A 25,885-nucleotide genomic window follows, 5' to 3' on the forward strand; every position below is an offset into this window, starting at 1 on the left:
CGGTTAAGAAGAACTAATTGCTGTGAGAGGTAAGACGAGAATTTGCCTGATGGCGCTTATCAAGCCTACAAAACATCGTAGGCCGGATAAGGTGTATACACCGCCATCCGGCATTAACCGCGTTAAAAATTAACCGAGGATTTTTTCCAGCGCTGCGCGAACGTCAGCCACGGCCTGAGTGCCGTCAACTTTCGCGTATTTGGTGTTACCCGCCTGCGCTTCTTTAGAGTAGTAGCCGATCAGCGGTGCGGTCATCTGATGGTATTCCACCAGGCGCTTGCGTACGGTCTCTTCCTGATCGTCTTTACGGGTGGTCAGCTCTTCGCCGGTCACGTCGTCTTTACCTTCAACCTTAGGCGGGTTGAATTTGATGTGGTAAACGCGGCCAGAAGCTGCGTGTACGCGGCGACCTACAATACGGTCAACGATCAGCTCGTCAGGTACGTCGAATTCCAGAACGTAGTCCACGTTGATACCCGCTTCTTTCATGGCATCTGCCTGCGGAATAGTACGCGGGAAGCCATCGAGCAGGAAACCATTACGGCAGTCTTCCTGAGCAATACGCTCTTTTACCAGCGCGATCACCAGCTCATCAGTCACCAGCTTACCGGCGTCCATGATGTCTTTCGCTTGTTTGCCCAGCTCGGAGCCAAATTTCACGGCGGCACGCAGCATATCACCGGTGGAGATTTGCGGAATACCATACTTCTCCATGATGAACTGAGCCTGAGTTCCTTTACCCGCGCCCGGAGCGCCAAGCAGAATGATACGCATTACGAAAATCCCCTTAAAGGTTGTCGATATTTTTTAAAAAGCGCTAAACGATACCACCATCACGCAATTGGCTCAAGGAAGACGCCCGACGCTGAAACGGTTAACGGAGGGAAAATTGAAAATAAGGAAAGAAATTGCCGGATGGCGGTGTAAACACCTTATCCGGCCTACGATCAAAAAGATGTTGTAGGCCGGATAAGCGTTAGCGCCATCCGGCATTAGATGATGGTTATCAGGACACCAGCAACTGGTTCATACGACGGATGAACTGGTTCGGATCTTCCAGCGTGCCGCGCTCGGCGAACAGCGCCTGATCCAGCAGCAGTTCAACCCACTCTTTGAACTGCGCTTCGTCCTGGGTATCCGCCGTGCGTTTAACCAGCACGTGGTCCGGGTTCAGTTCAAAGATATATTTCACTTCCGGCACAGCCTGGCCCGCAGCGGCGAACAGTTTCGCCATCTGGGTACTCATTTCGTCCGCATCGGTGGTGACGATAGCCGGGGTGTCGGTCAGACGGTGAGTCAGACGCACTTCTTTTACGCGATCGCCCAGCAGGGTTTTCACGCGCTCAACAAACGGCGTCAGCGCTTTTTCCGCTTCTTTTGCCGACTCGTCAACTTCATCCGCCAGTTTGTCGATAGACTCGTCGGCTTTCGCCACGGACTGGAACGGTTTGCCATCGAACTCGGTCAGGTAGTTCATCATCCACTCATCGATGCGGTCAGAAAGCAGCAGGACTTCGATGCCTTTCTTACGCAGCAGTTCCAGATGCGGGCTGCTCTTCGCCGCCGCGTAGCTGTCTGCGGTGATGTAGTAGATCTTCTCCTGCCCTTCTTTCATACGGGAGATATAGTCTTCCAGCGACACGGTTTGCGCGGAGGAGTCAGTGTGCGTAGACGCGAAGCGCATCAGTTTAGCGATAGTTTCCTGGTTGGCATGATCTTCCGCCGGGCCTTCTTTCAGCACCAGACCGAACTGTTTCCAGAAGGTCTGGTATTTTTCCGCGTCGTCTTTCGCCAGTTTTTCCAGCATCTGCAGTACGCGTTTGGTCAGCGCGCTGCGCAGGTTACGGGTGACGGTGCTGTCCTGCAGGATCTCGCGAGAAACGTTCAGCGGCAGATCGTTGGAATCTATCAGACCACGCACAAAGCGCAGGTAGTTCGGCATGAACTGCTCGGCATCGTCCATGATGAATACACGCTGGACGTACAGTTTCAGACCATGCTTGTGATCGCGATTCCACATATCCCACGGCGCCTGCGACGGGATATACAGCAGGCTGGTGTATTCCTGCTTACCTTCCACACGGTTGTGGCTCCAGGTCAGCGGATCGGTGAAATCGTGGGCGATATGCTTATAGAATTCGTTGTACTCGTCGTCTTTGATTTCCGACTTGTTACGCGTCCACAGCGCCTGCGCCTTGTTGATCTTTTCCCAGGAAACCACGGTCTCGCCGTCTTTCTCTTCGGATTTTTCGATCTCTACCGGCAGCGCGATATGGTCGGAATATTTGCTGATGATGGAACGTACGCGCCAGTCATCGAGGAACTCGTCTTCGCCTTCGCGCAGATGCAGAGTAATTTCGGTACCGCGGTCTTCTTTGGTAATATCAGCAACGGTGTACTCACCCTCGCCCGCAGACTCCCAGAACACGCCGTTTTCCGGTTTATCACCCGCAGCACGGGTACGCACGGTGACTTTGTCCGCCACGATGAAGGCAGAGTAGAAACCAACCCCGAACTGACCAATCAACTGGCTGTCTTTCGCCTGATCGGAGCCCATGGATTCGAGGAAAGATTTGGTGCCGGATTTCGCAATGGTCCCCAAATGATCGATAACGTCATCACGGTTCATCCCCACGCCATTATCGGCAATGGTCAACGTACGCTTATCTTTATCGAAGGAAACACGCACACGCAGCTCACCGTCACCTTCATACAGGTCCGGGTTAGACAGTGCGCGGAAACGCAGCTTGTCTGCTGCATCCGAGGCGTTAGAGATAAGCTCACGCAGGAAGATTTCTTTATTGGAATACAGAGAATGGATCATCAGGTGCAGAAGCTGTTTTACTTCTGACTGAAAACCACGAGTTTCTTGTCCTTTCATGTAGATCTACCTCAACAATGCCATATTCAATGGTAAAAACACGTTGAGGGTGAAATGGGGACAAGCGGGAAGGATTTCAAGCGGAAGCCGCCGTCGCGGCCTCCGTTTGTTCAGAATTTAATCTTGTGTCGTCCTGCCAGAGAGTGCGACAGCGTGGTGCCATCGACCATTTCCAGCTCGCCGCCTACCGGAACGCCATGGGCGATACGGCTGGCTTCAACGCCATATTGCATGCAAAGCTCAGCAATATAGTTGGCGGTCGCCTCTCCTTCGACCGTAGGATTGGTCGCGAGGATCAGTTCGTTAATTTGCTCAGACGCCAGTCGCTGTTCAAGACGATCCAGCCCGATGTCATCTGGCCCGATACCGTCCAGCGGCGACAGGTGTCCCATCAGCACGAAGTAACGTCCGGAAAATTGCCCGGTTTGCTCAATGGCGTAGATGTCCGCCGGACTCTCCACCACGCAAATCTGACCGTTTTCCTGGCGACGCGGGTTCGAGCAGATGTTGCAGACGTCCTGCTCGGTGAAAGTGCGGCAATCGGCACAGTGGCCGATTTCCGACATCGCCTTCGTTAACGCCTGCGCCAGACGCATCCCGCCGCTGCGATCGCGCTGAAGCAGCGTGAACGCCATGCGCTGCGCAGACTTCGGGCCAACGCCCGGCAGACAGCGCAGTGCTTCCATAAGCTGAGTTAACAGCGGGCTGGTTTGCATCAGAACGGCATCTTAAAGCCAGGCGGCAGCTGCATTCCGGAGGAAACAGAAGCCATCTTCTCTTTCTGCGTCTCTTCAATACGACGCGCCGCGTCGTTGAATGCCGCAGCAACCAGGTCTTCCAGCATCTCTTTGTCGTCTTCCAGCAGGCTTGGATCGATCTCCACGCGACGGCAGTTATGCGCGCCGTTGATGGTCACTTTTACCAGACCCGCGCCAGATTCGCCGGTCACTTCCAGCTTGGCGACTTCTTCCTGCATCTGCTGCATTTTTTCTTGCATCTGCTGGGCCTGTTTCATCAGGTTACCCAGACCGCCTTTACCAAACATAGGCTTCTCTCTCAATCACGTTAAGGGATGACGACCATCAAACCATTAGGCTGACGATCAAATGGGGCGAATACTCTCTTCGTCCAGGTCCGCATCGAAAAAACGACGCAGCGTCTGGATGTTATTATCCGCAATAATCGACTCACGCGCCTGCGCGAGCTTCTCTTCATAAATGGCCTGACGCCACTCCAGCGGCGTGCGCACCGCAGGATTATCATCTTCAACGATGGTCAATTCAACCGTTGACCCCGTTAAGGTACTCAATGCTTCGGCCAGTTTTTGCTGCGCGCCGCTGGAATTAAGGTGCCGCTGCGTGGAACGCAGGTGCAGGCACACCACGTTGCCATTCTCTTCTTTCCAGGCATTAAGCGCCACCTGCTCCACCAGTTTAGGTAGCGAGAGCTGGCTCACCTGGGCGGCCCACGGGTCGCGTTCAATCGCTTCAGCCGCAAGCTTTGCCGCCAGTTCCGGCGTTTTTTCATGCTCAAGCGCTTTTTTCAGCGCTTTCGGCGTGGCAACGACTTCTTTAACTTCTGCAACAGGATTGGTCGCTTTCCAGCGATACGCTTCTTTCTTCGCCGGCGCCTTTTCCAACGCAGAGACCGCCGGACGCGCCTGAACACGTTCCGACACCGAAGCCAGTCTTTCCAGCGCAGCATTATTCACCGGCCGCGCGCGGGAAGCGGCTGCCGGTTCACTCTTTTTTGGTTTGGTTGCTCCCTGAGCGCGTTGCAGCTGGCTGCGTGCCGCCAGCACCTGGCTGGTGGCATCGGAGAGCGGCACATTCTGTTGCGCTGGCGCAGGTGGCTGCTGCGGCACCTGCGTCGGGGTCATCACCGCTGTGGGTGCGACCGGGGCAAACGACTGGCGCGGGACTTCAGGTTCCGGGAGCGGCATGCGCGGATGAAAAGCCAGCGCACGCAGCAGCGTCATTTCGACGCCCATTCGCCTGTCCGGTGCATACGGCAGTTCTTTGCGCCCAATTAACAGGGTCTGATAATAAAGCTGCACATCGGTTGGCGGGACGATTCGCGCCAGTTCACGCATACGCTGTTCAATGGCGGCCATATCGCTGCCGAGCGCGGCAGGTGAAAGCTGAACCATGGCGATACGATGCAGCAAAGCCGACATCTCAACCAGCAGCGCTTCCCATTCAATACCGCGCGCGGCGGCGTCGTTCACCAACGTCATCACGCGTTCGCCGTCGGCGGCCACAACCGCTTCAACAAGTGAGAGCGCCTGGTCGTCGTCCAGCGTGCCGAGCATGGTGCTGACCGCGTCGGTCGAGACCTGGCCATCACCGCTGGCGATCGCCTGATCGGTCAAACTCAGCGCATCGCGCAGGCTGCCGTCCGCGGCGCGAGCCAGCAGTTGCAGCGCACGCGGTTCATGGGCGATATGCTCTTCTTTGAGAATATGCTCAAGCTGATGGCGAATCTGTTCGACATCCAGCGCTTTAAGATGGAATTGCAGACAGCGCGACAGGATGGTCACCGGCAGCTTCTGCGGATCGGTGGTCGCCAGCAGGAATTTGACGTGCGCGGGCGGCTCTTCGAGCGTTTTCAGCAAGGCGTTAAAACTGTGGCGCGACAGCATGTGCACTTCGTCGATCAAATAGACCTTAAAGCGACCGCGCGCAGGCGCATACTGAACGTTATCCAGCAGATCGCGAGTGTCTTCGACTTTGGTGCGTGAGGCGGCATCGATTTCAATCAAATCGACAAAACGCCCCTGCTCAATTTCCCGGCAGTTATCGCATACGCCGCACGGCGTAGCGGTGATGCCGGTTTCACAGTTTAATCCCTTCGCCAGTAAGCGGGCGATAGAGGTTTTTCCGACGCCACGGGTGCCGGAAAACAAATAAGCATGATGAATACGCCCTAACGACAAGCCGTTCGCCAGTGCCGTCAGCACATGTTCCTGGCCGACGACGTCAGCAAAGGTTTGTGGGCGCCATTTTCGGGCTAAGACCTGATAACTCATTGGCAGGCTCTGAAAGGCTGGAGGGTGGATTCACAGGAGGGTAATGCTAACACAACCTCGCAGCAACGGCGAGGTTGTGTGTCTCGGTATTACTTCAGCCGGGATAAGATAGCCCGAAATTAGTGGCCCGGGAATGGAACCAGGCTGTAACAAGTCAGCCCCTGCTTTTCCAGACGCTGTTCGCCGCCCAGATCAAACAGGTTAATAATAAAGGCAGCATCGGTCACTTCGCCACCCAGACGGCGGATCAACTTCACGGTCGCCTCAATCGTGCCTCCAGTTGCCAGCAGGTCGTCTACAACCAGGACTTTATCGCCCGGTTTGATGGCATCAACGTGAATTTCCAGCTGATCGGTGCCGTATTCCAGCTCATAGCTCTCAGCAATCACTTCACGCGGAAGCTTACGGGGTTTACGTACCGGAACAAATCCGACGCCCAGACCCAACGCTACCGGCGCGCCAAACAGGAAGCCACGCGCTTCGGTGCCAACCACTTTAGTGATACCCGCATCTTTATAGCGTTCAACCAGCAATTCAATGCTGAGGGCGTAGGCTTTCGGATCTTCCAGTAAACTGGTGACATCACGGAAAAGAATGCCCGGTTTTGGGTAATCGTGGATGCTTTTGATGCTATTTTTGAGAAACTCAAGCTGCTGTGCAGTCGCGGTCATAAGTTTGTGCCTGATTGATACAGTATTACTTCACGGCGCACTATACACTTCATCCTCGACGTATCTTGAATGATTTTGTGTCTATATTAAGGGTCAGGGTTACACTTGCTTAACCTTTGACCATCTGCGCCTGTGCTCGAAAACGGTCGAATTTACTGGCTGCGAGAGACAATTGCAACAGCGATTATTGCGCTTTACTGCTTTTGTTGTTTTTCATCAATCACCGGGATCCGCCACATAAAAATCAGTAAACAGGCGAGAATAACCAGCAGCAGACCGCGCACCCACATCATATTGACCAGCCAGAGTGAAATAGCAAATGTCACCAGGATCAACAAAATCGCGCGCGGCTTCGCTCCAGGCGGCATCGCGCGGTGTTTTTGCCAGTGACGCAGATACCCGCCGAACCACGAACGGTACAGCAGCCAGTCGTGAAAGCGCGGCGATGAGCGGGCAAAACACCAGGCGGCCAGCAGGATAAATGGCGTCGTGGGCAGCAACGGCAATACAACGCCCAGCGTGCCTAACACTACCGCTATCCAGCCAATGATGATTAGAATAATGCGTTGCATAATATCAATACTTAACACAGAGAATCGCTACTTTAGCATAACAGTTCTCATTTTCATCGGAGTGTTGTCGTGAAAACCGTCATGCTGCTACAGACGCTTGAAAACCAGCTTAACCGCCTGCGGCAGCGTTGTGCCCCGTTGGCACATCACGCCACGCTGAGCGCCCGCTTTGACAGGCATCTGTTTCACACTCGCAGCACGTTGCTGCAGGTCTGTCTGGATGAAGCTGAAGATAATCTCGTCGCCTTGCGCCGTGCAGTCGAACAGCAACAACTGCCACAAATTAGCTGGCTGGCGGAACACCTTGCCTCACAGTTAGAGGCGATTTCGCGTGAAACTGCCAGCTGGTCGCTCCGCGAGTGGGACAACGCATCTCCAGGCCTGGCGCGCTGGCAGCGCAAGCGGGTTCAACACCAGGAGTTTGAACGCCGACTGGTGGAAATGACGCGTGAACGCAAAGAGCGTCTGGCTCAGTCAACGGGTTTTGAAGAACAGCAAAAACTGCATCGTGAAGTAGAAGCATTCGAGGCGCGACTGGCTCGCTGTCGCCATGCACTGGCGAGAATAGAAAACGTGCTGGCGCGTTTAACCCGTTAATCCCGGAGAATTTATGTCATTAGAGAACGCCCCGGACGAGGTCAAACTGGCCGTCGATTTGATTGTTTTACTAGAAGAAAATCAGGTTGCGCCTGAGACCGTACTGAAGGCGCTGGAGATTGTTAAACGGGATTACGAAAAGAAACAGCTCTCTTCTTCTACAAAAGCGTGATAGCTGAAATGCCTGATGGCGTTGCACTTATCAGGCCTACGAATGAATCGAAGCTCGCAGGCCTGATGATTTTTTCTATTAACCTACCGAAGGCGTCGGGTCGTCGCCTTTGATGATGTCACGCTTAACCTCTGTCACTGTGTCACCTTTGGCATTATGCAGATGCACTTCGAGTTGGTTAAAGGCAATATCAATGTCGTTTTCACGGCACAAACGATCGACCGCACGGTTAAGTTCATCAACCGTGTGGCTACGATCGCGCAGTTCACGCACGTATAAACGCAGTTCATGATCCAGCGTGCTGGCACCGAAAGCCGTAAAGAACACTGCCGGCTCCGGATCGTGCATCACTTTCGGGTGCTCCATCGCCGCCTGCAGCAGCACTTTCTTCACTTTGTCCAGATCAGAACCATAGGCCACGCCAATGCGGATCACCAGACGCGTGGTGGTATCAGAGAGCGACCAGTTGATCAAACGTTCCGTCACGAATGCTTTGTTCGGGATGATCACCTCTTTGCGATCGAAGTCGGTAATGGTGGTAGCACGAATTCGGATCTTGCTGACCGTTCCTGAGAACGTACCGATAGTAACCGTATCGCCGATGCGGACCGGGCGTTCAAACAGAATAATCAGGCCGGAAACAAAGTTACCGAAGATTTCCTGTAAGCCAAAACCCAGACCAACCGACAGGGCCGCTGCCAGCCACTGGAGTTTGTCCCACGATACGCCGAGCGATCCGAAGACCGTCATTGCGCCGATGGCGATGATCGCGTAATTGAGGATCGTGGTGATCGCATACGAAGCGCCCTGACGCATCTTCAGTCGCGAGAGCACCAGCACTTCCAACAGGCCGGGTAAGTTACGGATCAGCGCCCACGCGACCATTGAGGCAATAATGGCAAACAACAGGCTGCCCATGGTGACGTCTTTCACCACCGCCGCACCCGCTTCGGTGCCGTTGTAATGCCAGAGCGTAATGCTGTCGAGATAGCTGAACACGGTGATCAAATCAGACCAAATGGCCCAGAACAGGACCCCAAACAGGGCAATCATCACCAGCATGGTGATACGCAGCGTTTGCTGGTTAACCTGCTCCAGCGCGATGGTCGGCTCTTCCTGCGGCTCTGCGCCCTCCGCCCCTTCTTTCACCAGGTTCTGACGACGCGCCAGCGCACGACGCCAGGCGATACGACGCGCCGCGACGCTCAATCCACGCAGCACAGTCTGGTACAGCAGGTTCCAGAGAATGACCAGATAAACCGTTTCAATCCAGCGTCCCGCCAGGCGCAGCGTGGTGTAGAAATAGCCGGTCGCCGTCAGCACCATTAATGCTATCGGGATAATAGACAGCACGGTAATCGTCACCAGACGCAGACCATGCGACTCTTTATCACGCCAGCTTTCGCGGCACATTGGCCATACCAGGAAGGCGATCAGCAGCAGGTTGAGGAAAATGACCACCTGACCCAGCACATCGTCCATCAGGTTGAGCGGCGACAGCTCAGCAATAACCGACCAGAAGTTAAGCGGCAACAGCGCAAGACTAATACGCACAATCTGGCGACGCCAGTGGCTGGTCTGTTTCGCAGGCATGCCAAAATGACGAATCGCCACGCCATCTTTTTCCAGCACCTTCCAGCACAAACCAAACACCAGCCAGAAGACGGTCATCTTCTTGCTGAACGCCCACAGCAGGTCGCTGATATTCAACTGCATAGTCAACAAAATCAGACCTATCGCGAGGATAATCAGGCACGCCGGCAAGGCTCTGATGAGATCGATCAGAATCGATTTTGGCGTGTTGAGCTGACTGTCATTACGCAGGTTACCCACCGCGGCGGCTAGTTTCGCCTGATACTCTTTCAACCATTTCAGGCGCCAGCGGATTAACCCGGCAATGAGCAGCAGCGGTAATCCCGCCAGGAACGCAATAAACACTGCGGGCCACGCTTTTTCCCAGTTCACCGTGATTTTCATCGACTTAAACTGGTCTTTAAGCGTTTGCGGGAACGCTTTGATCCAGTCCCAGTCCATCGGACGGTTACTGTTAACCCAGAAGATCTGCTGCGTGAGGATCCCTTTCAGGTTTTTCGACACGCTCATTAACTGCTGCTGGTTAATTTGCAGATTAATCGCCATCATCAGCTGGTTACCCAGTTGCTTATTCAGCTGATCCAACAGTTCACGACGCATATCCACGACCTGCAGTAAGGCATCATGGACTTCGCCGTTAACTTCGCTGCTGTGCCCTTCTTCCAGCTTGGCGACAAACGCATCATTCTGGAACAGGGCGTCGCGTTGTTGGTTGACCTCGAACTGCTCCAGACGCAAGTCGGCGATCCGGTTGGTCATATCGGCAAGTTCATCCGCCGACGGCAGCGTTTGTTGTTGCTGATACAGAATACGCGACAGCAGCAGACTGCCTTTCAGAACGGCAATCTGTTCTTTAATGTTGCGTTCGGATTGCAGCGCGCGGTCAAGCCAGTTTTTGACTTTAATATTTTGCTGCATCAGGCTGTTGCCGTTTTCGGTCGCGGCAATCAGACGCTGGCTGAGCTGATGGTTAATATCAAGTTCTTGCTTAACTAGCGGGTTGGTCTGGATACGAGCCGCTTCGTCAGGCGTGACTGCTTCCTGCGCCGTCTTTTCGGTTAGCGTCAGACGTTTGCTGTTCACCGCTTCCTGCAGCAACTGAAGCTGATGTTCGAGACGATTCGTATTCGCCGTCACATAATCACGCTGTTTCTGCAAGGTATCCTGCAAAACAGTGTTGCCTTCCAGACTCTTACGCTGTTGATCGATCTGCGCGCTCAGCAACGCTTGCTGCGCCTGCAGCAACACCTGTTGACTGGGGCGTAATGCCGCCTCACCCACATTAGTCCCATCCAGGCGATTGCGGATTTGCTGCATTTGCTGTGATGCGGTGTACATCGCATTTTGCACGCGCTCTGGCTGCGTTTGCAGCGAGACCAACTGACTGTTGTAGGCTGCAAGGTCGTTTTGCGCACTTTGCAGATCGTCCAACACCTGGGCGACACGAGATTCAAGCTGGCGCAGAGAGAGCGTGCTCAGCGTTTTCCGCGTTTCATCGTCATTATCGACATCGCTGAGTGAATTCAACGCATCCGTTGCCTGGCGCATTTTTTCCGGCGCCTGAGCCACTTTCTGACGAAGCTGTACGGTCTCATCTTTTACGCGATCGATTTTATCCAGCGTGGCGACGGTATCGATGAGATCCTGTTGGACCAGCTTATCCTGCGCGGAGAGATCTTTTTGTTTACTCAGCGTGTCTAACTGGCTCTGGATATCCGCTTTCGTCGGCAGTTCACCACCCTGTTGCGCCCGCGCAAATGCAGATGACTGGCAGGATAGCAATAGAATGAAGAAAAGAATGCTAATAGCAATTACATGCTGTGAACGTTTATAGAGCTGCAACATAGTCATGAGAATGAATGTTTCTGAACCGGGAAAGTGACCGGAAATAGTCAAGCGGCAAGAATATCACGGCTGTGACCGGCAGAATAGCAGGAGGCAAAATGACCAGGAGAATTCCTGGTGCAGAAATGGTAGGTTAGCGTATTTCCCCTGTCTGCAGGCGCAAGGTTGGACAAAGCAGGCACATCTCCAGCAACACCGCCACGTAGTGGCGAGCCTCATTCTTCAGATCAAATGATTCAGGGGCAAATAACCAGTTCTCCATGATTCCGGAAATATAGCTACGCATTATCACCGCTACCCGACGTGTGTTCAGATTTTCCGGCAGCATGTTGACATCCATACAGTGGCGTAACGTTTTTTCTATACGGTCATAGTTTTCCAGACACAGGCTACGTTCGACTAACTGAACTGATGCTATTTCCCCGACAAATTCGCATTTGTGGAATATAATCTCCATCAATAAACGTCGGCGTTCTTCTGTCACGGTAGTTTCAAGAACGTAAATTAAAATTTCTCTTAATACTGATAGTGGATCGTCAGGGAATTTTGCCTGATACTCAGTCTCTAACTCATCAATGTTAGGTTTTGCTAGCTCCCAGATTTCACTGAATAAATCCGATTTGTTTTTGAAATGCCAATAGATTGCACCGCGCGTTACACCAGCGGCTTTTGCGATCTCCGCAAGCGAGGTGGATGATACCCCTTGCTGCGAAAACAAACGCAGAGCAACATCCAGAATGTGCTGCCGTGTTTCCTGTGCTTGTTGTTTGGTTTTTCGTGCCATATGTCAGTGAATTTACAGGTGTTAGATTTACATACATTTGTGAATGTATGTACCATAGCACGACGATAATATAAACGCAGCAATGGGTTTATGGGCTTTAAGCCATTGATCAATTTGAAATCGGACACTCGAGGTTTACATATGAACAAAAACAGAGGGTTAACGCCTCTGGCAGTCGTTCTGATGCTCTCAGGCAGCTTAGCGCTAACAGGATGTGACGACAAACAGGCCCAACAAGGGGGCCAGCAGATGCCAGAAGTTGGAGTTGTGACGCTCAAAACTGAACCTCTACAGATCACAACTGAACTCCCAGGTCGCACCAGTGCTTTTCGCATTGCGGAAGTTCGCCCTCAGGTCAGCGGTATTATCCTGAAACGTAACTTTACCGAAGGCGGCGACATTGAAGCAGGTGTGTCTCTCTATCAGATTGATCCTGCTACTTACCAGGCCGCGTACGAAAGTGCGAAAGGCGATCTGGCCAAAGCACAAGCAGCGGCAAATATCGCTCAACTGACGGTTAAACGTTATCAGAAACTGTTAGGTACGAAGTACATCAGTCAACAGGACTACGATAGCGCGCAGGCAGATGCACAACAGGCGAACGCTGCTGTTGTCGCTGCGAAAGCCGCGGTAGAAACCGCACGTATTAATCTGGCCTATACCAAAGTCACGTCACCAATCAGCGGCCGCATTGGTAAGTCATCTGTTACTGAAGGTGCACTGGTGCAAAACGGTCAGGCGACCGCACTGGCGACCGTTCAGCAGTTGGATCCCATCTATGTTGATGTGACGCAGTCCAGTAACGATTTCCTGCGCCTGAAACAAGAGTTGGCCAATGGCACGCTGAAGCAAGAGAACGGTAAAGCAAAAGTCGAACTGGTCACCAGCGACGGTATTAAATTCCCGCAGTCCGGTACGCTGGAGTTTTCGGATGTGACGGTTGATCAAACCACTGGGTCAATTACGTTACGCGCAATCTTCCCGAATCCGGATCACACCCTACTGCCGGGCATGTTCGTCCGTGCGCGTCTGGAAGAAGGGACAAACCCAACGGCGATACTGGTTCCACAGCAAGGCGTTACCCGTACACCGCGTGGCGATGCCAGTGCATTAGTTATCGGTGCTGATGACAAAGTTGAAACGCGTCAAATTGTGGCAGCACAAGCAATTGGCGACAAATGGTTAGTCACTGAAGGACTTAAGCCGGGCGACCGCGTGATTGTAAGTGGGCTGCAGAAAGTTCGTCCTGGCGCTCAGGTTAAAGCGCAGGAAGTCACCGCGGATAATAACCAGCCAGCCGCAAGCGGTAGCCAGCCTGAACAGTCCAAGTCTTAACTTAAACAGGAGCCGTTAAGACATGCCTAATTTCTTTATCGATCGCCCCATATTTGCGTGGGTGATCGCCATTATCATCATGTTGGCAGGGGGGCTCGCGATCCTCAAATTGCCGGTAGCGCAATATCCTACTATTGCACCTCCGGCAGTGACGATCTCCGCGACCTACCCTGGCGCTGATGCCAAAACAGTACAGGATACTGTTACGCAGGTTATCGAACAGAATATGAACGGTATCGATAACCTGATGTACATGTCCTCAAACAGTGACTCCACGGGTACCGTGCAGATCACCTTAACCTTCCAGTCCGGTACTGATGCGGATATCGCGCAGGTACAGGTGCAGAACAAACTGCAGCTGGCCATGCCGTTGCTGCCTCAGGAAGTACAGCAGCAAGGGGTTAGCGTTGAGAAGTCATCCAGCAGCTTCCTGATGGTTGTTGGTGTTATCAACACCGATGGCACCATGACGCAGGAAGATATCTCGGATTACGTCGCCGCTAACATGAAAGACAGCATCAGCCGTACTTCAGGCGTCGGTGACGTTCAGCTGTTCGGTTCACAGTACGCGATGCGTATCTGGATGGACCCAACCGAACTGAACAAATACCAGCTTACGCCGGTAGATGTGATTTCCGCGATTAAAGCGCAGAACGCCCAGGTTGCAGCCGGTCAGCTTGGTGGTACGCCACCCGTGAAAGGCCAGCAACTGAACGCCTCTATCATTGCTCAGACGCGTCTGACCTCCACCGACGAATTCGGCAAAATTCTGCTGAAAGTGAACCAGGATGGCTCCCAGGTTCGTCTGCGCGATGTAGCGAAGATTGAACTGGGTGGTGAAAACTACGACATCATTGCGAAATTCAACGGCAAACCGGCGTCTGGTCTGGGTATCAAATTGGCTACCGGTGCGAACGCCCTGGATACTGCAGCGGCTATCCGCGCCGAACTGGTGAAGATGGAACCGTTCTTCCCGTCAGGCCTGAAAATTGTTTATCCGTATGACACAACACCGTTCGTGAAAATCTCTATTCACGAAGTTGTGAAGACACTGGCAGAAGCAATCATCCTCGTGTTCCTGGTTATGTATCTGTTCCTGCAGAACTTCCGCGCGACGTTGATTCCGACCATCGCCGTCCCGGTCGTCTTGTTGGGTACTTTTGCTGTGCTGGCAATTTTCGGCTTCTCGATAAACACGCTAACGATGTTCGGGATGGTGCTCGCCATCGGCCTGTTGGTGGATGACGCCATCGTGGTGGTCGAGAACGTTGAACGTGTCATGGCCGAAGAAGGGCTACCACCGAAAGAAGCTACGCGTAAATCAATGGGCCAGATTCAGGGCGCATTGGTGGGTATCGCGATGGTACTGTCAGCGGTATTTATCCCAATGGCCTTCTTCGGGGGTTCTACCGGTGCGATTTACCGTCAGTTCTCCATCACCATTGTTTCCGCAATGGCGTTGTCTGTACTGGTGGCGTTGATTCTGACCCCTGCCCTGTGTGCAACAATGCTTAAACCGATTGCTAAAGGCGATCACGGTGAAGGCAAAACGGGCTTCTTCGGTTGGTTCAACCGCATGTTCGATAAGAGCACGCATCACTATACCGATAGCGTAGGCGGTATTCTGCGCAGCACCGGTCGCTACCTGGCGCTGTATCTGATCATCGTCGTCGGCATGGCTTATCTGTTCGTTCGTCTGCCAAGTTCGTTCCTGCCGGATGAAGACCAGGGGGTATTCCTGTCAATGGCTCAGCTGCCAGCGGGTGCAACGCAAGAGCGTACCCAGAAGGTGCTGGATGAAATGACGGATTACTACCTGACTAAAGAAAAAGCGAACGTTGAATCGGTGTTTGCCGTTAACGGTTTCGGTTTTGCGGGTCGTGGTCAGAACACCGGTATCGCATTCGTCTCTCTGAAAGACTGGAGTGAACGCCCGGGCGAAGAGAACAAAGTTGAGGCCATTACTCAACGTGCGATGGGTGCATTCTCGCAGATTAAAGACGCCATGGTCTTTGCCTTTAACCTGCCGGCCATTGTGGAATTGGGTACTGCTACCGGTTTCGACTTCCAGCTGATTGACCAGGCAGGTTTAGGTCATGAGAAGCTGACCCAGGCGCGTAACCAGCTGTTTGGTGAAGTCGCGAAGCATCCTGACCTGTTAGTCGGCGTACGTCCTAACGGTCTGGAAGATACTCCGCAATTCAAGATCGATATCGATCAGGAAAAAGCGCAGGCTCTGGGTGTTTCCATTAGCGACATTAATACAACGCTGGGCGCTGCATGGGGCGGAAGCTACGTGAACGACTTCATCGACCGTGGTCGTGTGAAGAAAGTTTACGTCATGTCTGAAGCCAAATACCGTATGTTGCCGGAAGATATTGGAAACTGGTATGTCCGTGGTAGCGATGGACAAATGGTGCCGTTCTCTGCATTCTCTTCCTCGCGTTGGGAATATGGTTCACCGCGTCTGGAACGCTATAACGGTCTGCCTTCCATGGAAATCCTGGGCCAGGCCGCACCGGGTAAAAGTACCGGTGAAGCGATGGCAATGATGGAGCAACTGGCCAGCAAACTGCCATCCGGTATCGGCTATGACTGGACGGGCATGTCCTACCAGGAACGGCTGTCCGGTAACCAGGCACCTGCCTTGTATGCGATTTCACTGATCGTCGTCTTCCTGTGTCTGGCGGCATTGTACGAGAGCTGGTCAATTCCGTTCTCCGTTATGCTGGTCGTTCCGCTGGGGGTTATCGGTGCGCTGCTGGCGGCAACGTTCCGTGGTTTGACCAACGACGTTTACTTCCAGGTGGGCCTGCTCACAACCATTGGGTTGTCGGCGAAGAACGCGATATTGATCGTCGAATTCGCCAAAGACTTGATGGATAAAGAAGGTAAAGGCCTGGTAGAAGCGACGTTGGATGCAGTTCGTATGCGTTTACGTCCGATTCTGATGACATCGTTAGCCTTTATCCTCGGCGTAATGCCGCTGGTTATCAGCTCCGGCGCAGGTAGTGGCGCACAGAACGCCGTCGGTACTGGCGTAATGGGCGGGATGGTCACCGCAACCGTATTGGCTATCTTCTTTGTTCCGGTGTTCTTTGTGGTGGTCCGCCGCCGCTTTAGCCGCAAGAACGAAGATGTTGAACATAGCCACTCAGTTGAGCATCATTGATACATTCCTAAAGATAAGGCCGCGCAAGCGGCCTTTTTTCTGGAAAAAAATCATAAAAAACGCTTATTGCGATTTCGTTTATTTTCTCTTGTTTAAATAAGCGATATAATCCTTGTGAGTTTAAAGGCCATTCTTAAAAAACGTCACTAACCATTATTTACTTAAATAAATATTAAGACTATTCCTAGTTTTCGTTCACGGAGTCGGTTGTCGCCTTTCGTTGCTAAACCTAAACAAGATAACGTGATGATTGGCCGGGAATAAAGAAGTTGTTCCATTTCGAATACCGGCATTTATCTGTTAAAATGTAAAAATGGACTGCATCATAATTTTACATAATTGTAATTTTTCGTGATATGACGATGAAATCTTTTTTAGAGTAGATTATAGTTAAATCATCAGGAGTCGCGGGCAAGTTCCAGGTCGTTTGTTGTATCCATCCCGAAAGGTGTTCGGTTAGTCTAAACCACTAAGAAGGGGATGCGTTATGGATGAATACTCACCGAAAAGACATGATATCGCGCAGCTTAAATTTCTCTGCGAAACCCTGTATCATGACTGTCTTGCAAACCTTGAACAAAGCAACCATGGTTGGGTAAATGACCCTACCTCCGCAACCAGCTTGCAGCTCAATGAACTGATAGAGCATATTGCAACCTTCGCACTTAATTATAAAATTAAGTACAATGAGGACAATAAGCTGATCGCGCAGATTGATGAATACCTGGATGACACTTTTATGTTGTTCAGTAGTTATGGTATTAATACGCAGGATCTGCAGAAATGGCGGAAGTCAGGTAATCGACTGTTTCGCTGTTTTGTCAATGCCACCAGGGCTAATCCTGTCAGTTTGTCTTGTTAAAAATTATTACAATCATAGGTAAGAGTTATGTCCGATAAACCATTAACTAAAACAGATTATTTGATGCGCCTGCGACGCTGTCAAACAATTGACACGCTTGAACGTGTTATTGAGAAAAATAAATATGAATTGTCTGACAATGAACTGGCTGTATTTTACTCAGCCGCCGATCATCGTCTTGCTGAATTGACAATGAATAAGCTCTACGACAAGATCCCAACATCTGTTTGGAAATTTATTCGTTAATTGCTCATGAGGTTAAGTCAGGTATCGCGAAACATTTGTTTGTCTGACTGACCATTTCCCGTACCAACAACCATTATTTAATTCAAATCACGTGATTACAATCACAGTGAGAAAACGGGAACGTTCCCCTTTCCTGCATTGCGTTTTACTGTACTGTGACGGCCTATCAGCAAACGGGAAAGTTCGTAATGAGTGAAGATAAGAAAAAGATGATCGCCGGCGAATTGTATCGCCCGGCAGATGAAACGTTGCGCAACGACCGTCTCCGCGCACGCCAACTCATCCACCGATACAATGCCACCGCACCCGATGCGCAGAGTGAACGTCAGGCTATCTTGCGCGATCTGTTGGGGCAAAGCGAAGGCGCTTACATTGAGCCCTCTTTTCGTTGCGACTACGGGTATAACATTTATCTCGGCAAAGCGTTTTACGCCAACTTCGACTGCGTCATGCTTGATGTCTGCCCAATCCACATCGGTGATAACTGTATGTTGGCACCGGGAGTCCATATCTATACGGCAACTCATCCACTGGACGCTAACGAACGCAACAGCGGGGTTGAACTAGGGAAACCTGTAACCATCGGGAATAATGTCTGGATCGGTGGTCGCGCAGTAATAAATCCGGGTGTAACACTGGGCGACAACGTGGTTGTGGCGTCAGGGGCGGTGGTGACTAAAAGCGTTCCGGCAAACACCGTCGTCGGAGGCAATCCGGCACGGATCATCAAAACACTGTGATCTGATATGTAACTGTTATGCTAAATTGTGGTTAATCTGTTACTTTTCTCAGACGGTATCCCCTTTTAAAATAAGCTGATCCCTCCTGACTATTGCAGACTTCACGAAGGCAAGAGATGACAGAAATACAACGCCTGCTTACCGAAACCATCGACGACTTAAATATTCGTGAAAAGCGCGACAACAAACCGCGCTTTAGCATCAGCTTTATTCGTAAACATCCTGGGCTATTTATCGGCATGTATGTTGCGTTTTTTGCCACGCTGGCGGTTATGCTGCAATCAGAAACGCTGGTCGATTCGGTATGGCTGTTGGTTGTACTGTTCGCCTTACTCAACGCCTTTTTCTTTTTTGACGTTGCGCCACGTTACCGCTTTGAAGACATTGACGTACTGGATTTCAGAGTCTGCTATAACGGTGAATGGTACAACACGCGCTTTGTGCCACCTTCGCTCATCGACACTATCCTGCACTCTCCCCAAGTCGACAGTGAGCATAAGGCCCAACTGCAAAAAATGATAACGCGGAAAGGCGAACTGTCATTTTATGATGTCTTCACACTAACCCGCGCGCAGGCCAGTCAGTAATCACGCCCTGTCACACACAAAAAAAGTGCGTCCCCCGAGGGGAACGCACTTCAGTCCCTGTAATGCTGGCAAAGTGACTAACGTCTTTTTTTACGACCCTGTACCGCTTTAAAACGCGGATTCGTTTTGCAGATAACGTACAAACGCCCTTTGCGTTTGACTATCTGGCAGTCAGGGTGCCGCTGCTTTGCGCTGCGAAGTGAATTGAGTACCTGCATCTTAACCTCGCTTAGTGCCAATGAAGTGGCCGAAACGTTTCTGGAAACGAGCCGCGCTGCCTTCGTTATCGAAGGTTTTCTGTTTACCGGTGTAGTACGGATGTGACTTAGACGAGATATCAAGCGTTACGTACGGGTACATTTGCCCCTCGAACTCAATCTCGCGTTCGGTTTTGATCGTCGAACCGACCTTAAAGTATTCATTGGCGCTAGTATCGTGAAACACTACCGGGCGATAAAAAGGGTGGATATCCGGTTTCATGGTAACCTCAATTTGTTACGTTATAACATACTCAACAAAATACACCACTCTTGTACGAATCACAACCCGATTTACGTTGTGGGTTATTAAACGGGATGATTAGTGGCCGTAAATATATGATGCCAATCGAATAGCTTTTTCGGCTTTCAGATATACTTTCCCTATGCTGTGTAAATAAGGATATCACTGTGACAACACGACATCTGATAAGCCTGGTGACAGGGGTACTGTTTCTTTCCATCCTCGCCCCCGTAGGTTTAAGCCTGTGGCTGGCGCATCGTCAGGTTGAAACGAAATTTATCGATGAACTCGATATGTTCTCCACACGCGTCGCATTGCGTACAGAACGCGTTGGCGAACAAGCTAAAAAAGCCTTACGCAGTATCGAGACCTTTCAGGGCGTGCCATGCAGCGACGAACATTTGCTGGAAATGCGCCGTTTGTCATACAGTTACCGTAATATTCAGGAAGTGCTGTACCTTAAAGATAACGTTCCGCAATGCTCATCCCTGGAAAAAAGAAGCCAGGCAGTCGCATTTCCTCCGGCAATGAAAGTCACGCCCGATGGCTATCGCGCCTGGCTAACTTCGCAAAACGACCTCGGAATACAGCGTTTTATGGCGGCGCTCGGCAGCGAACATTATGTCGTGATGATCGATCCGGGATCGTTCATTGATGTCATCCCATTTGGTTCATGGCCAATCGAAGTCGCCATTGTGGGTACAGTAAGCAACGTCGTGGTGGCCAGTAGTGCAGATCTCCCTTTAAACGTGTTACATCATCTGCAAAAAGACCGTTCTATCAGCCATTTTCAAAAAGAGGGCAGTATTTATAATTCTCGCCCTTTCCCCGAGCTGGGCATCACTATCGTAAGCTGGGCGTCGGCATTACCTTTGCAAAAATTCTGGCACCGACAGGCGTTGATCTGGCTCCCGGCAGGGCTCATTATTGGCCTGCTCACCGCCCTCTTTATTCTGCGTATTTTGCGCCGCTTGCAGTCCCCCCATCACCAATTGCAAGACGCCATTCAAAACCGGGCTATCAAGGTCCATTACCAGCCCATTATTTCGCTCAAAACAGGAAAGGTTGTGGGTGCAGAAGCACTGGCCCGCTGGCGACAAGCTGACGGTAGCTATCTCTCACCCGATATTTTTATCCCCCTGGCCGAAGAAACCGGCCTGACAGAACCACTCACACGTTTGATTATTGAAAACGTCTTCGAGGATCTAGGGAAATGGCTACATCAACACCCTCAACAGCATATATCACTCAACCTTGAGTCGGCCGATTTGAAGTCCGAAACGCTTCCGGCGCTGCTAAGTCGCATGGTTAACCACTGGCAACTAAAACCCGCACAAATTGCCCTGGAACTGACTGAGCGTGAATTTGCTGACCCGAAAAACAGTGCACCGTTTATCGCCAAATACCGCCAGGCTGGCCACCCTATTTATATTGATGATTTTGGTACAGGCTATTCCAGCCTGAGCTATTTGCAGGATCTGGATGTCGACGTCCTGAAGATAGACAAATCGTTTGTTGATGCGCTGGAATACAATAACGTCACGCCACATATTATCGAGATAGCCAAAACGCTGAAGCTGGAAATGGTGGCAGAAGGCATCGAGACCAAGAATCAGGAAAGCTGGCTACGTCAACATGGCGTACAGTATGGTCAGGGCTGGCTGTACAGCAAAGCACTGCCAAAGGCGGAATTTATTCTGTGGGCGGAAAAACGACTTTAGCCTGACGCTGGCATGTATTGAGATGGCTGGCGGCACGCCGCACAGCCAGTCACGTCACTCTTCCATAATGGGCGAGAATCCACCGTAGATCATTCGCTTGCCATCAAATGGCATAGATTCACCAAACTCCTTCATACGGGGATCGGACATCATCTTCTGGTTCGCCGCATCGCGGACTTCTTTGGAAGGGTATTCAATCCAGCTGAATACCACTTCTTCATGATCCTGCGCTTTTACCGCCAGACGAAAATCGGTCAACTTACCGTCGGGAACATCATCAGCCCAACACTCCACAACGCGCAGTGCACCGAATTCCTTGAAAAGCGGCGCAGCCTTTGCCGCCATCGCGATATATGCCTCCTTGTTTTCGGCAGGAACGGCAACAACAAAACCATCAACATACTTCATCAGATAAACCTCCGAAGTGTACTGCGCGGCAAGCCGATTCCGGCCGCGTCAGTCGAGGTTAAGTTTAGTCGCCAGCAGACGATCGTGCCCCAGGCGCATTCCTGGGGCGGATACGCGACTGTGGCTGATGGCGAAACCACGGCAGGCAAATCTGAATGAGCGGCCCGATAGCCAGCGCATACAGCACCGTCCCAACCCCGACGGTTCCCCCCAGCAGCCAGCCGATCAGCAGCACTGACACTTCAATTGCGGTGCGAATTCGTCGTACTGGCCAGCCGGTACGCGCATGAATGCCGGTCATCAAGCCGTCACGTGGGCCCGCACCAAAACCGGCGCCAATGTACAGACTGGTGGCTAACGCGTTCAGGATCACCGCCGCAACCAGCAGTCCACTGCGCGTCAGTAGCGATTCAAATCCAGGGATCACCGCCAGCGCGGCATCTGCCGCCAAACCAATCATAATGACATTGCTGAGAGTGCCAAATCCGGGGCGCTGGCGCAGTGGTATCCATGCCAGCAGAACCAGTCCCCCCACGGCGATGATCACCAGGCCGATATTCATCGATAATAGATTTGCCACGCCCAGGTGAAATACGTTCCATGGGTCAGCCCCTAAATCTGCACGTACAAACATCGCCGTCGACACACCGTACAGAGTCAGCCCAATAAACAGCTGAAGTAAACGACGCAGCATAATTTTCTCCTCACCTCTCAGATAGCTTTCATCTTCACCGCAATTGGCACTATGATTAATGTCCAGTTTTCAAAAAGTGGACTGCTATGTCATCTCGCCGTTATGGAAGCCAGTCCCTGCAGCGCCTGCTTGGGCACTGGCAGGAGACCCCCTCGCGTACACCTATCTGGCGACAGTTGGCAGAGGCACTGCGCCTGCTGATCCTGGATGGTCGATTGGCGCTGGATACCCGCTTACCCGGCGAACGCGAGCTCGCTGCCGTTCTGGAAGTGAGCCGAACTACCATCGCCAGCGCCATGGCGCAACTGCGTGAGGAGGGATATCTGGAAAGCCGTCATGGGAGCGGCTCACGGGTGATCCTGCCGGAACACATTCGTCATGTGCCGACGCGAACCAGTACCGGCACAGCGCTGGATTTGTCCACGGCGGCGCTGAGTGCCGGTCCCGAAATTCACCAGGCTTACCAACAAGCGCTGTTTGCGATGCCGCAGCATTTGCTAAGCTCCGGGTATCTGCCGCAGGGACTGGCGGTTTTGCGTGAATCCATCGCCCGGCATTATTGCGAGCGCGGGCTCCCAACGCAGCCCGATGAGATTATGGTGGTGAACGGCGCAGTCAGCGGTCTGGCGCTGATCCTGCGTTTACTCACCGGCCCCGGCGATCGCGTAGTGGTCGATCACCCCACGTATCCGCTGGCGATTGCAGCAATACAAGGGGCGTCATGTCGCCCCGTCGGCGTTTCGCTGCCTGAGCACGGTTGGGATACAGCGGGTCTGGTTGCCACCCTCGCGCAAACAGCCCCGAGAATGGCCTATCTGATGCCGGACTTTCACAACCCGACCGGGCGCTGTATGGACGCCGCAACTCGCCAGGTCGTGGCGGACATTGCGGAAAGAACCCGTACCACGCTGGTGGTCGATGAGACCATGGTAAACCTGTGGTATGACGCCCCGCCTCCGCCTCCACTTGCTGCATTCAATCGCGATGCGCCGGTAATCCTACTGGGATCGGCGGGGAAAAGTTTTTGGGGCGGGTTACGTCTGGGCTGGATTCGGGCCTCGTCGCGTACCATCGCTGCGCTGGTACAGACTCGCGACACATTTGATTTAGGATCACCAGTACTTGAACAGCTTGCCACGGGTTGGTTGCTGGACAATGCGGCCGATTTTCTTCCCAACAGACGGCAATTGCTCACCACCCGGCGCGATCTGTGCCATGACCTGATGAAGACACATTTCCCGGATTGGCAGTTTACTCAACCGCAGGGGGGGCTCTCTTTCTGGGTTGAATTACCCGATACGCTGGCGACGTTGTTTGCCACCCGCGCCGAAAGTGCAGGTATTCAGATGGGTACCGGGACGCGTTTTGGCCTGGATGGCGCATTCGATCGCTTTTTGCGTATGCCCTTCGCACTGCCCGATGACACAATGCGCTCGGCTTTCCGGACGTTGCAACCCATTTGGGACAACCTACGTTTACAGGCAAGTCACGGGAAAATGCGCAAAATAATCTAAGCGACGAGTCAAAGGACTCGTCCTTGAATAGCGTGATGGACGAGGATGTCCCGGCAATATTACCGCTGAGGAGGAACCGGGAACCCCTTCAGGGAAATCACAAAATTCTCGCCGTCTTTCTTAATTTTCGCCCCGGCATCGCACCAGTCAGAAGCGATACGAAAGAACTCATCGCTGCCGACATTCCAGCTCAAACGAACATGTTTAACATAACCGGAACGTAGCAATTCACAGGCTTCGCCATAATTACAGGCGGTTGAGAGCGGTTGTTGTTTCATTTTTTCTTCTTCAGTAATCTGCGCAGCGCTTTGATTTCTTTAGGAGTCAGTGCTTCAACCACGGATTCTTCCGTATGCTGGCTATCAATATCCTCAGCGGAGACTCCCGCCTCTTCAATGGCGGAAAACGCGATAAGCAGCAATTTTTCCGTCGAGATACTTAGGTTCTCATTATTCACTTCAGCGTAATGACGCAGCTTTTCTTTTAGCGCCTCATCAATTTTGACATTCAATACTGCGGTCGACATCGTAGAAAATCCTTGTGGTCAGCCAAAACACACCGGATGTAAGACCATGTCGTTACAGCGCGATGGCAGCGGCAAAAGCATCAAATAACATCCCTGAAACACATTGACAGCATTTGATGACAATAAAATGACAATACGATGACAAAGAAAAGAAGATGAGAAGAACTGAGATTGCCGGACGGCAGAATTGGGTGGGGGCCCTGCCAGCTACATCCCGGCACACACGTCATCTGCCCTGGCTGCTTCCTTCCGGACCTGACCTGGTGAACAGAGTAGCGTTGCGGGAGAACCAACAGAGCCCCCATTGAGAGCATTGTTAACCAACGCGCAGGCGCATTATCACTTCTGCACCCTGTAATTGCAACCCATCACGCATCGGATGCTGTTTTCTTGTGCAATGAAGCTTCACTACCTCGTCATTCGGGATTATGCTGGAGGATTAGCGCAGGAATAAACGATGGATATACAAGACTCTTTCCCTCAACGCGTCTGGCAAATCGTTGCCTCAATCCCCGAAGGATTCGTCACCACCTATGGCGATGTCGCCAGGCTTGCTGGCTCACCGCGCGCTGCACGTCAGGTGGGCGGTGTACTCAAGCGACTACCCGAAGGCAGCACTCTACCCTGGCATCGAGTGGTCAATCGCCATGGTACCATTTCGCTGACGGGGCCAGACCTGCAACGACAGCGTCAGGCGTTGCTGGCGGAAGGTATTGTGGTTTCAGGGAGTGGACAAATCGATTTACAGCGCTATCGCTGGGTGTACTAACCCCCTCCGGATGGAGAGGGTTAGAATGCCCTTAGTACTGTGTCGGGGCAGGAACTGCGGAAGACGGATTCACCTGCGTGGGTGACGTTGACGGTACCGTTGTCGCGGCACCACCGTTCGCCTGTACTGGAACGGCCGTTTGCTGTACAGGAACCAGCGTCAGGTCAGCTTTTGTCCCCCCCTGATTAATGACCGTCTGCACGGTATCAGTAATAAAGACCAGTTTATCATTCACCGTAATCGCCGCACTCAGCAGAATACGGGCGTTCGGCTGAATATCTGCCGGGTTAAACGGGAGCACGAAGCTGAATGGCGCTTGTTTACCCTCGGTACGCACAACTTTTTGCGACAGCACTTTTGACGGTGCATCGGCAAGCGATGCATCTGACAGTGTGACGGTCAGCACGGCATCCGGCGGTAAGGCAACTTTCTGGCGGATCCACACCGTACCAGACACATTCGGCTGTTGAATTTTTGACTGTGTGTCAGCAATTGACGTATTAGGGCTTGGTGCAGGTGTTTGAATATCCGCACTTTTACCAGCACAGGCCGCCAGAGCAACCGCAACCGCTAAACCACTTACCATGTGCACGAGTTTCATTAAATTCTCCTTCTCATCTATGCACCAGCGAGAACTTTCCTCGCCAGAAGAGTGGTTAACAAAAAC

General features: G+C 52.2%; 27 protein-coding genes, 1 other RNA gene and 1 other annotated feature. Of the genes, 11 read left to right on the top strand and 17 right to left on the bottom strand.

What is annotated here, in order from left to right; genetic code table 11:
* Positions 1-129: 129 nt before the first annotated feature.
* The 7 genes from adk to I6L54_RS19395 form a co-directional block, all read right to left on the bottom strand.
* Positions 130-774 carry an adenylate kinase gene (gene adk, locus I6L54_RS19365; protein ID WP_040232680.1) on the bottom strand — a complete coding sequence of 215 codons (645 nt, stop codon included), beginning with the start codon at positions 772-774 and terminating at the stop codon, positions 130-132.
* Between the two features lie 232 nt (positions 775-1,006).
* On the bottom strand, positions 1,007-2,881 hold the full coding sequence (gene htpG, locus I6L54_RS19370) for a molecular chaperone HtpG (protein WP_040232681.1): 1,875 nt from the start codon (positions 2,879-2,881) through the stop codon (positions 1,007-1,009).
* Positions 2,882-2,991: 110 nt separating this feature from the next.
* Positions 2,992-3,597, bottom strand: a complete 606-nt coding sequence (gene recR, locus I6L54_RS19375) for a recombination mediator RecR (protein ID WP_003021767.1) — start codon at positions 3,595-3,597, stop codon at positions 2,992-2,994.
* Positions 3,597-3,926 carry a YbaB/EbfC family nucleoid-associated protein gene (locus I6L54_RS19380; RefSeq protein ID WP_003021764.1) on the bottom strand — a complete coding sequence of 110 codons (330 nt, stop codon included), beginning with the start codon at positions 3,924-3,926 and terminating at the stop codon, positions 3,597-3,599. Before I6L54_RS19380 ends, recR begins: the two co-directional genes overlap by 1 nt.
* Before the next feature lie 57 nt (positions 3,927-3,983).
* The gene (gene dnaX / locus I6L54_RS19385) at positions 3,984-5,909 is read right to left on the bottom strand and encodes a DNA polymerase III subunit gamma/tau (protein ID WP_040232684.1); all 1,926 of its coding nucleotides are present in this window, start codon (positions 5,907-5,909) and stop codon (positions 3,984-3,986) included.
* Positions 4,587-4,651 (bottom strand) — a sequence feature (DnaX frameshifting element). (Overlaps the previous gene by 65 nt.)
* Positions 5,910-6,028: 119 nt before the next feature.
* Positions 6,029-6,580 (bottom strand): adenine phosphoribosyltransferase, encoded by a 552-nt coding sequence (gene apt, locus I6L54_RS19390; RefSeq protein WP_005125198.1) that lies wholly within the window; start codon positions 6,578-6,580, stop codon positions 6,029-6,031.
* Positions 6,581-6,774: 194 nt separating this feature from the next.
* On the bottom strand, positions 6,775-7,152 hold the full coding sequence (locus tag I6L54_RS19395) for a DUF454 family protein (protein WP_003847534.1): 378 nt from the start codon (positions 7,150-7,152) through the stop codon (positions 6,775-6,777).
* A gap of 69 nt (positions 7,153-7,221) precedes the next feature.
* On the opposite strand from I6L54_RS19395, the gene priC reads away from it, so the two are divergent.
* Together priC and rsmS are read left to right on the top strand one after the other, a co-directional pair.
* Entirely contained in the window at positions 7,222-7,749 is a 528-nt protein-coding gene (priC, locus tag I6L54_RS19400; RefSeq protein ID WP_040232685.1) for a primosomal replication protein N'', read from the top strand.
* A 13-nt stretch (positions 7,750-7,762) separates the two neighbouring features.
* Positions 7,763-7,921: a pleiotropic regulatory protein RsmS gene (gene rsmS / locus I6L54_RS19405; protein WP_072041477.1), complete on the top strand. Its 159-nt coding sequence runs from the start codon at positions 7,763-7,765 to the stop codon at positions 7,919-7,921.
* Positions 7,922-7,999: 78 nt separating this feature from the next.
* Here the strand turns inward: rsmS and mscK are convergent, their stop codons facing one another.
* Together mscK and acrR are read right to left on the bottom strand one after the other, a co-directional pair.
* Positions 8,000-11,365 (bottom strand): mechanosensitive channel MscK, encoded by a 3,366-nt coding sequence (gene mscK, locus I6L54_RS19410; protein WP_040232686.1) that lies wholly within the window; start codon positions 11,363-11,365, stop codon positions 8,000-8,002.
* Positions 11,366-11,492: 127 nt separating this feature from the next.
* Positions 11,493-12,143 carry a multidrug efflux transporter transcriptional repressor AcrR gene (gene acrR, locus I6L54_RS19415; protein WP_005125195.1) on the bottom strand — a complete coding sequence of 217 codons (651 nt, stop codon included), beginning with the start codon at positions 12,141-12,143 and terminating at the stop codon, positions 11,493-11,495.
* Between the two features lie 141 nt (positions 12,144-12,284).
* On the opposite strand from acrR, the gene acrA reads away from it, so the two are divergent.
* From acrA to I6L54_RS19445, 6 genes are all read left to right on the top strand, one after another.
* Complete coding sequence (acrA, locus tag I6L54_RS19420) at positions 12,285-13,478, top strand: multidrug efflux RND transporter periplasmic adaptor subunit AcrA (protein WP_040232688.1); 1,194 nt, start codon at positions 12,285-12,287, stop codon at positions 13,476-13,478.
* A 22-nt stretch (positions 13,479-13,500) separates the two neighbouring features.
* Positions 13,501-16,650 carry an efflux RND transporter permease AcrB gene (gene acrB / locus I6L54_RS19425; RefSeq protein ID WP_005125193.1) on the top strand — a complete coding sequence of 1,050 codons (3,150 nt, stop codon included), beginning with the start codon at positions 13,501-13,503 and terminating at the stop codon, positions 16,648-16,650.
* A 487-nt stretch (positions 16,651-17,137) separates the two neighbouring features.
* Positions 17,138-17,512, top strand: coding sequence for an Hha toxicity modulator TomB (tomB, locus tag I6L54_RS19430; RefSeq protein ID WP_003021733.1), 375 nt, complete (start codon positions 17,138-17,140; stop codon positions 17,510-17,512).
* A 27-nt stretch (positions 17,513-17,539) separates the two neighbouring features.
* The gene (locus I6L54_RS19435) at positions 17,540-17,758 is read left to right on the top strand and encodes a hemolysin expression-modulating protein Hha (RefSeq protein ID WP_002892050.1); all 219 of its coding nucleotides are present in this window, start codon (positions 17,540-17,542) and stop codon (positions 17,756-17,758) included.
* A 188-nt stretch (positions 17,759-17,946) separates the two neighbouring features.
* Positions 17,947-18,498 (top strand): maltose O-acetyltransferase, encoded by a 552-nt coding sequence (gene maa, locus I6L54_RS19440; RefSeq protein WP_005125192.1) that lies wholly within the window; start codon positions 17,947-17,949, stop codon positions 18,496-18,498.
* Between the two features lie 116 nt (positions 18,499-18,614).
* Entirely contained in the window at positions 18,615-19,085 is a 471-nt protein-coding gene (locus I6L54_RS19445) for a YlaC family protein (protein WP_040232692.1), read from the top strand.
* 77 nt (positions 19,086-19,162) lie between these two features.
* Here the strand turns inward: I6L54_RS19445 and ykgO are convergent, their stop codons facing one another.
* Positions 19,163-19,303, bottom strand: a complete 141-nt coding sequence (gene ykgO / locus I6L54_RS19450; RefSeq protein WP_005125190.1) for a type B 50S ribosomal protein L36 — start codon at positions 19,301-19,303, stop codon at positions 19,163-19,165.
* A gap of 1 nt (position 19,304) precedes the next feature.
* Positions 19,305-19,565: a type B 50S ribosomal protein L31 gene (locus tag I6L54_RS19455; RefSeq protein WP_005125189.1), complete on the bottom strand. Its 261-nt coding sequence runs from the start codon at positions 19,563-19,565 to the stop codon at positions 19,305-19,307.
* Between the two features lie 188 nt (positions 19,566-19,753).
* Here I6L54_RS19455 and I6L54_RS19460 point away from each other — a divergent pair, with 188 nt between their 5' ends.
* Positions 19,754-21,307: a cyclic di-3',5'-guanosine monophosphate phosphodiesterase PdeB gene (locus I6L54_RS19460; RefSeq protein WP_040232693.1), complete on the top strand. Its 1,554-nt coding sequence runs from the start codon at positions 19,754-19,756 to the stop codon at positions 21,305-21,307.
* Positions 21,308-21,361: 54 nt separating this feature from the next.
* Here the strand turns inward: I6L54_RS19460 and I6L54_RS19465 are convergent, their stop codons facing one another.
* The gene (locus tag I6L54_RS19465) at positions 21,362-21,715 is read right to left on the bottom strand and encodes a DUF1428 domain-containing protein (protein WP_005125187.1); all 354 of its coding nucleotides are present in this window, start codon (positions 21,713-21,715) and stop codon (positions 21,362-21,364) included.
* A gap of 64 nt (positions 21,716-21,779) precedes the next feature.
* Positions 21,780-22,409 carry a membrane protein YczE gene (gene yczE / locus I6L54_RS19470; protein ID WP_005125186.1) on the bottom strand — a complete coding sequence of 210 codons (630 nt, stop codon included), beginning with the start codon at positions 22,407-22,409 and terminating at the stop codon, positions 21,780-21,782.
* Positions 22,410-22,495: 86 nt separating this feature from the next.
* Here yczE and yczR point away from each other — a divergent pair, with 86 nt between their 5' ends.
* Positions 22,496-23,923 (top strand): MocR-like transcription factor YczR, encoded by a 1,428-nt coding sequence (yczR, locus tag I6L54_RS19475; protein ID WP_005125185.1) that lies wholly within the window; start codon positions 22,496-22,498, stop codon positions 23,921-23,923.
* A gap of 59 nt (positions 23,924-23,982) precedes the next feature.
* Here the strand turns inward: yczR and I6L54_RS19480 are convergent, their stop codons facing one another.
* The 3 genes from I6L54_RS19480 to ffs all read right to left on the bottom strand — a co-directional run bounded on the left by I6L54_RS19480 (position 23,983) and on the right by ffs (position 24,744).
* Positions 23,983-24,201, bottom strand: a complete 219-nt coding sequence (locus I6L54_RS19480; RefSeq protein ID WP_005125184.1) for a hypothetical protein — start codon at positions 24,199-24,201, stop codon at positions 23,983-23,985.
* On the bottom strand, positions 24,198-24,449 hold the full coding sequence (locus I6L54_RS19485) for a hypothetical protein (RefSeq protein WP_005125182.1): 252 nt from the start codon (positions 24,447-24,449) through the stop codon (positions 24,198-24,200). The genes I6L54_RS19480 and I6L54_RS19485 overlap by 4 nt, the downstream gene beginning before the upstream one ends.
* A gap of 198 nt (positions 24,450-24,647) precedes the next feature.
* Positions 24,648-24,744, bottom strand: an RNA gene (ffs, locus tag I6L54_RS19490) — signal recognition particle sRNA small type.
* Positions 24,745-24,906: 162 nt separating this feature from the next.
* Between ffs and I6L54_RS19495 the strand changes: the two genes are divergently transcribed.
* A complete protein-coding gene (locus I6L54_RS19495) occupies positions 24,907-25,218 on the top strand; it encodes an MGMT family protein (RefSeq protein WP_003831028.1) in 312 nt (103 codons plus the stop codon).
* 31 nt (positions 25,219-25,249) lie between these two features.
* On the opposite strand, the gene I6L54_RS19500 is transcribed toward I6L54_RS19495, so the two are convergent.
* Positions 25,250-25,819 (bottom strand): YbaY family lipoprotein, encoded by a 570-nt coding sequence (locus I6L54_RS19500; RefSeq protein ID WP_040232697.1) that lies wholly within the window; start codon positions 25,817-25,819, stop codon positions 25,250-25,252.
* Between the last annotated feature and the right edge of the window lie 66 nt (positions 25,820-25,885).

The organism is Citrobacter pasteurii (genome assembly GCF_019047765.1).
Taxonomy (GTDB): Bacteria; Pseudomonadota; Gammaproteobacteria; order Enterobacterales; family Enterobacteriaceae; genus Citrobacter; species Citrobacter pasteurii.

Coding starts and splice junctions, on each gene's coding strand:
- adk (WP_040232680.1), bottom strand. CDS start 774: ATGCGTATCATTCTGCTTGGCGCTCCGGGCGCGGGTAAAGGAACTCAG.
- htpG (WP_040232681.1), bottom strand. CDS start 2,881: ATGAAAGGACAAGAAACTCGTGGTTTTCAGTCAGAAGTAAAACAGCTT.
- recR (WP_003021767.1), bottom strand. CDS start 3,597: ATGCAAACCAGCCCGCTGTTAACTCAGCTTATGGAAGCACTGCGCTGT.
- I6L54_RS19380 (WP_003021764.1), bottom strand. CDS start 3,926: ATGTTTGGTAAAGGCGGTCTGGGTAACCTGATGAAACAGGCCCAGCAG.
- dnaX (WP_040232684.1), bottom strand. CDS start 5,909: ATGAGTTATCAGGTCTTAGCCCGAAAATGGCGCCCACAAACCTTTGCT.
- apt (WP_005125198.1), bottom strand. CDS start 6,580: ATGACCGCGACTGCACAGCAGCTTGAGTTTCTCAAAAATAGCATCAAA.
- I6L54_RS19395 (WP_003847534.1), bottom strand. CDS start 7,152: ATGCAACGCATTATTCTAATCATCATTGGCTGGATAGCGGTAGTGTTA.
- rsmS (WP_072041477.1), top strand. CDS start 7,763: ATGTCATTAGAGAACGCCCCGGACGAGGTCAAACTGGCCGTCGATTTG.
- mscK (WP_040232686.1), bottom strand. CDS start 11,365: ATGACTATGTTGCAGCTCTATAAACGTTCACAGCATGTAATTGCTATT.
- acrR (WP_005125195.1), bottom strand. CDS start 12,143: ATGGCACGAAAAACCAAACAACAAGCACAGGAAACACGGCAGCACATT.
- acrA (WP_040232688.1), top strand. CDS start 12,285: ATGAACAAAAACAGAGGGTTAACGCCTCTGGCAGTCGTTCTGATGCTC.
- acrB (WP_005125193.1), top strand. CDS start 13,501: ATGCCTAATTTCTTTATCGATCGCCCCATATTTGCGTGGGTGATCGCC.
- tomB (WP_003021733.1), top strand. CDS start 17,138: ATGGATGAATACTCACCGAAAAGACATGATATCGCGCAGCTTAAATTT.
- I6L54_RS19435 (WP_002892050.1), top strand. CDS start 17,540: ATGTCCGATAAACCATTAACTAAAACAGATTATTTGATGCGCCTGCGA.
- maa (WP_005125192.1), top strand. CDS start 17,947: ATGAGTGAAGATAAGAAAAAGATGATCGCCGGCGAATTGTATCGCCCG.
- I6L54_RS19445 (WP_040232692.1), top strand. CDS start 18,615: ATGACAGAAATACAACGCCTGCTTACCGAAACCATCGACGACTTAAAT.
- ykgO (WP_005125190.1), bottom strand. CDS start 19,303: ATGCAGGTACTCAATTCACTTCGCAGCGCAAAGCAGCGGCACCCTGAC.
- I6L54_RS19455 (WP_005125189.1), bottom strand. CDS start 19,565: ATGAAACCGGATATCCACCCTTTTTATCGCCCGGTAGTGTTTCACGAT.
- I6L54_RS19465 (WP_005125187.1), bottom strand. CDS start 21,715: ATGAAGTATGTTGATGGTTTTGTTGTTGCCGTTCCTGCCGAAAACAAG.
- yczE (WP_005125186.1), bottom strand. CDS start 22,409: ATGCTGCGTCGTTTACTTCAGCTGTTTATTGGGCTGACTCTGTACGGT.
- yczR (WP_005125185.1), top strand. CDS start 22,496: ATGTCATCTCGCCGTTATGGAAGCCAGTCCCTGCAGCGCCTGCTTGGG.
- I6L54_RS19480 (WP_005125184.1), bottom strand. CDS start 24,201: ATGAAACAACAACCGCTCTCAACCGCCTGTAATTATGGCGAAGCCTGT.
- I6L54_RS19485 (WP_005125182.1), bottom strand. CDS start 24,449: ATGTCGACCGCAGTATTGAATGTCAAAATTGATGAGGCGCTAAAAGAA.
- I6L54_RS19495 (WP_003831028.1), top strand. CDS start 24,907: ATGGATATACAAGACTCTTTCCCTCAACGCGTCTGGCAAATCGTTGCC.
- I6L54_RS19500 (WP_040232697.1), bottom strand. CDS start 25,819: ATGAAACTCGTGCACATGGTAAGTGGTTTAGCGGTTGCGGTTGCTCTG.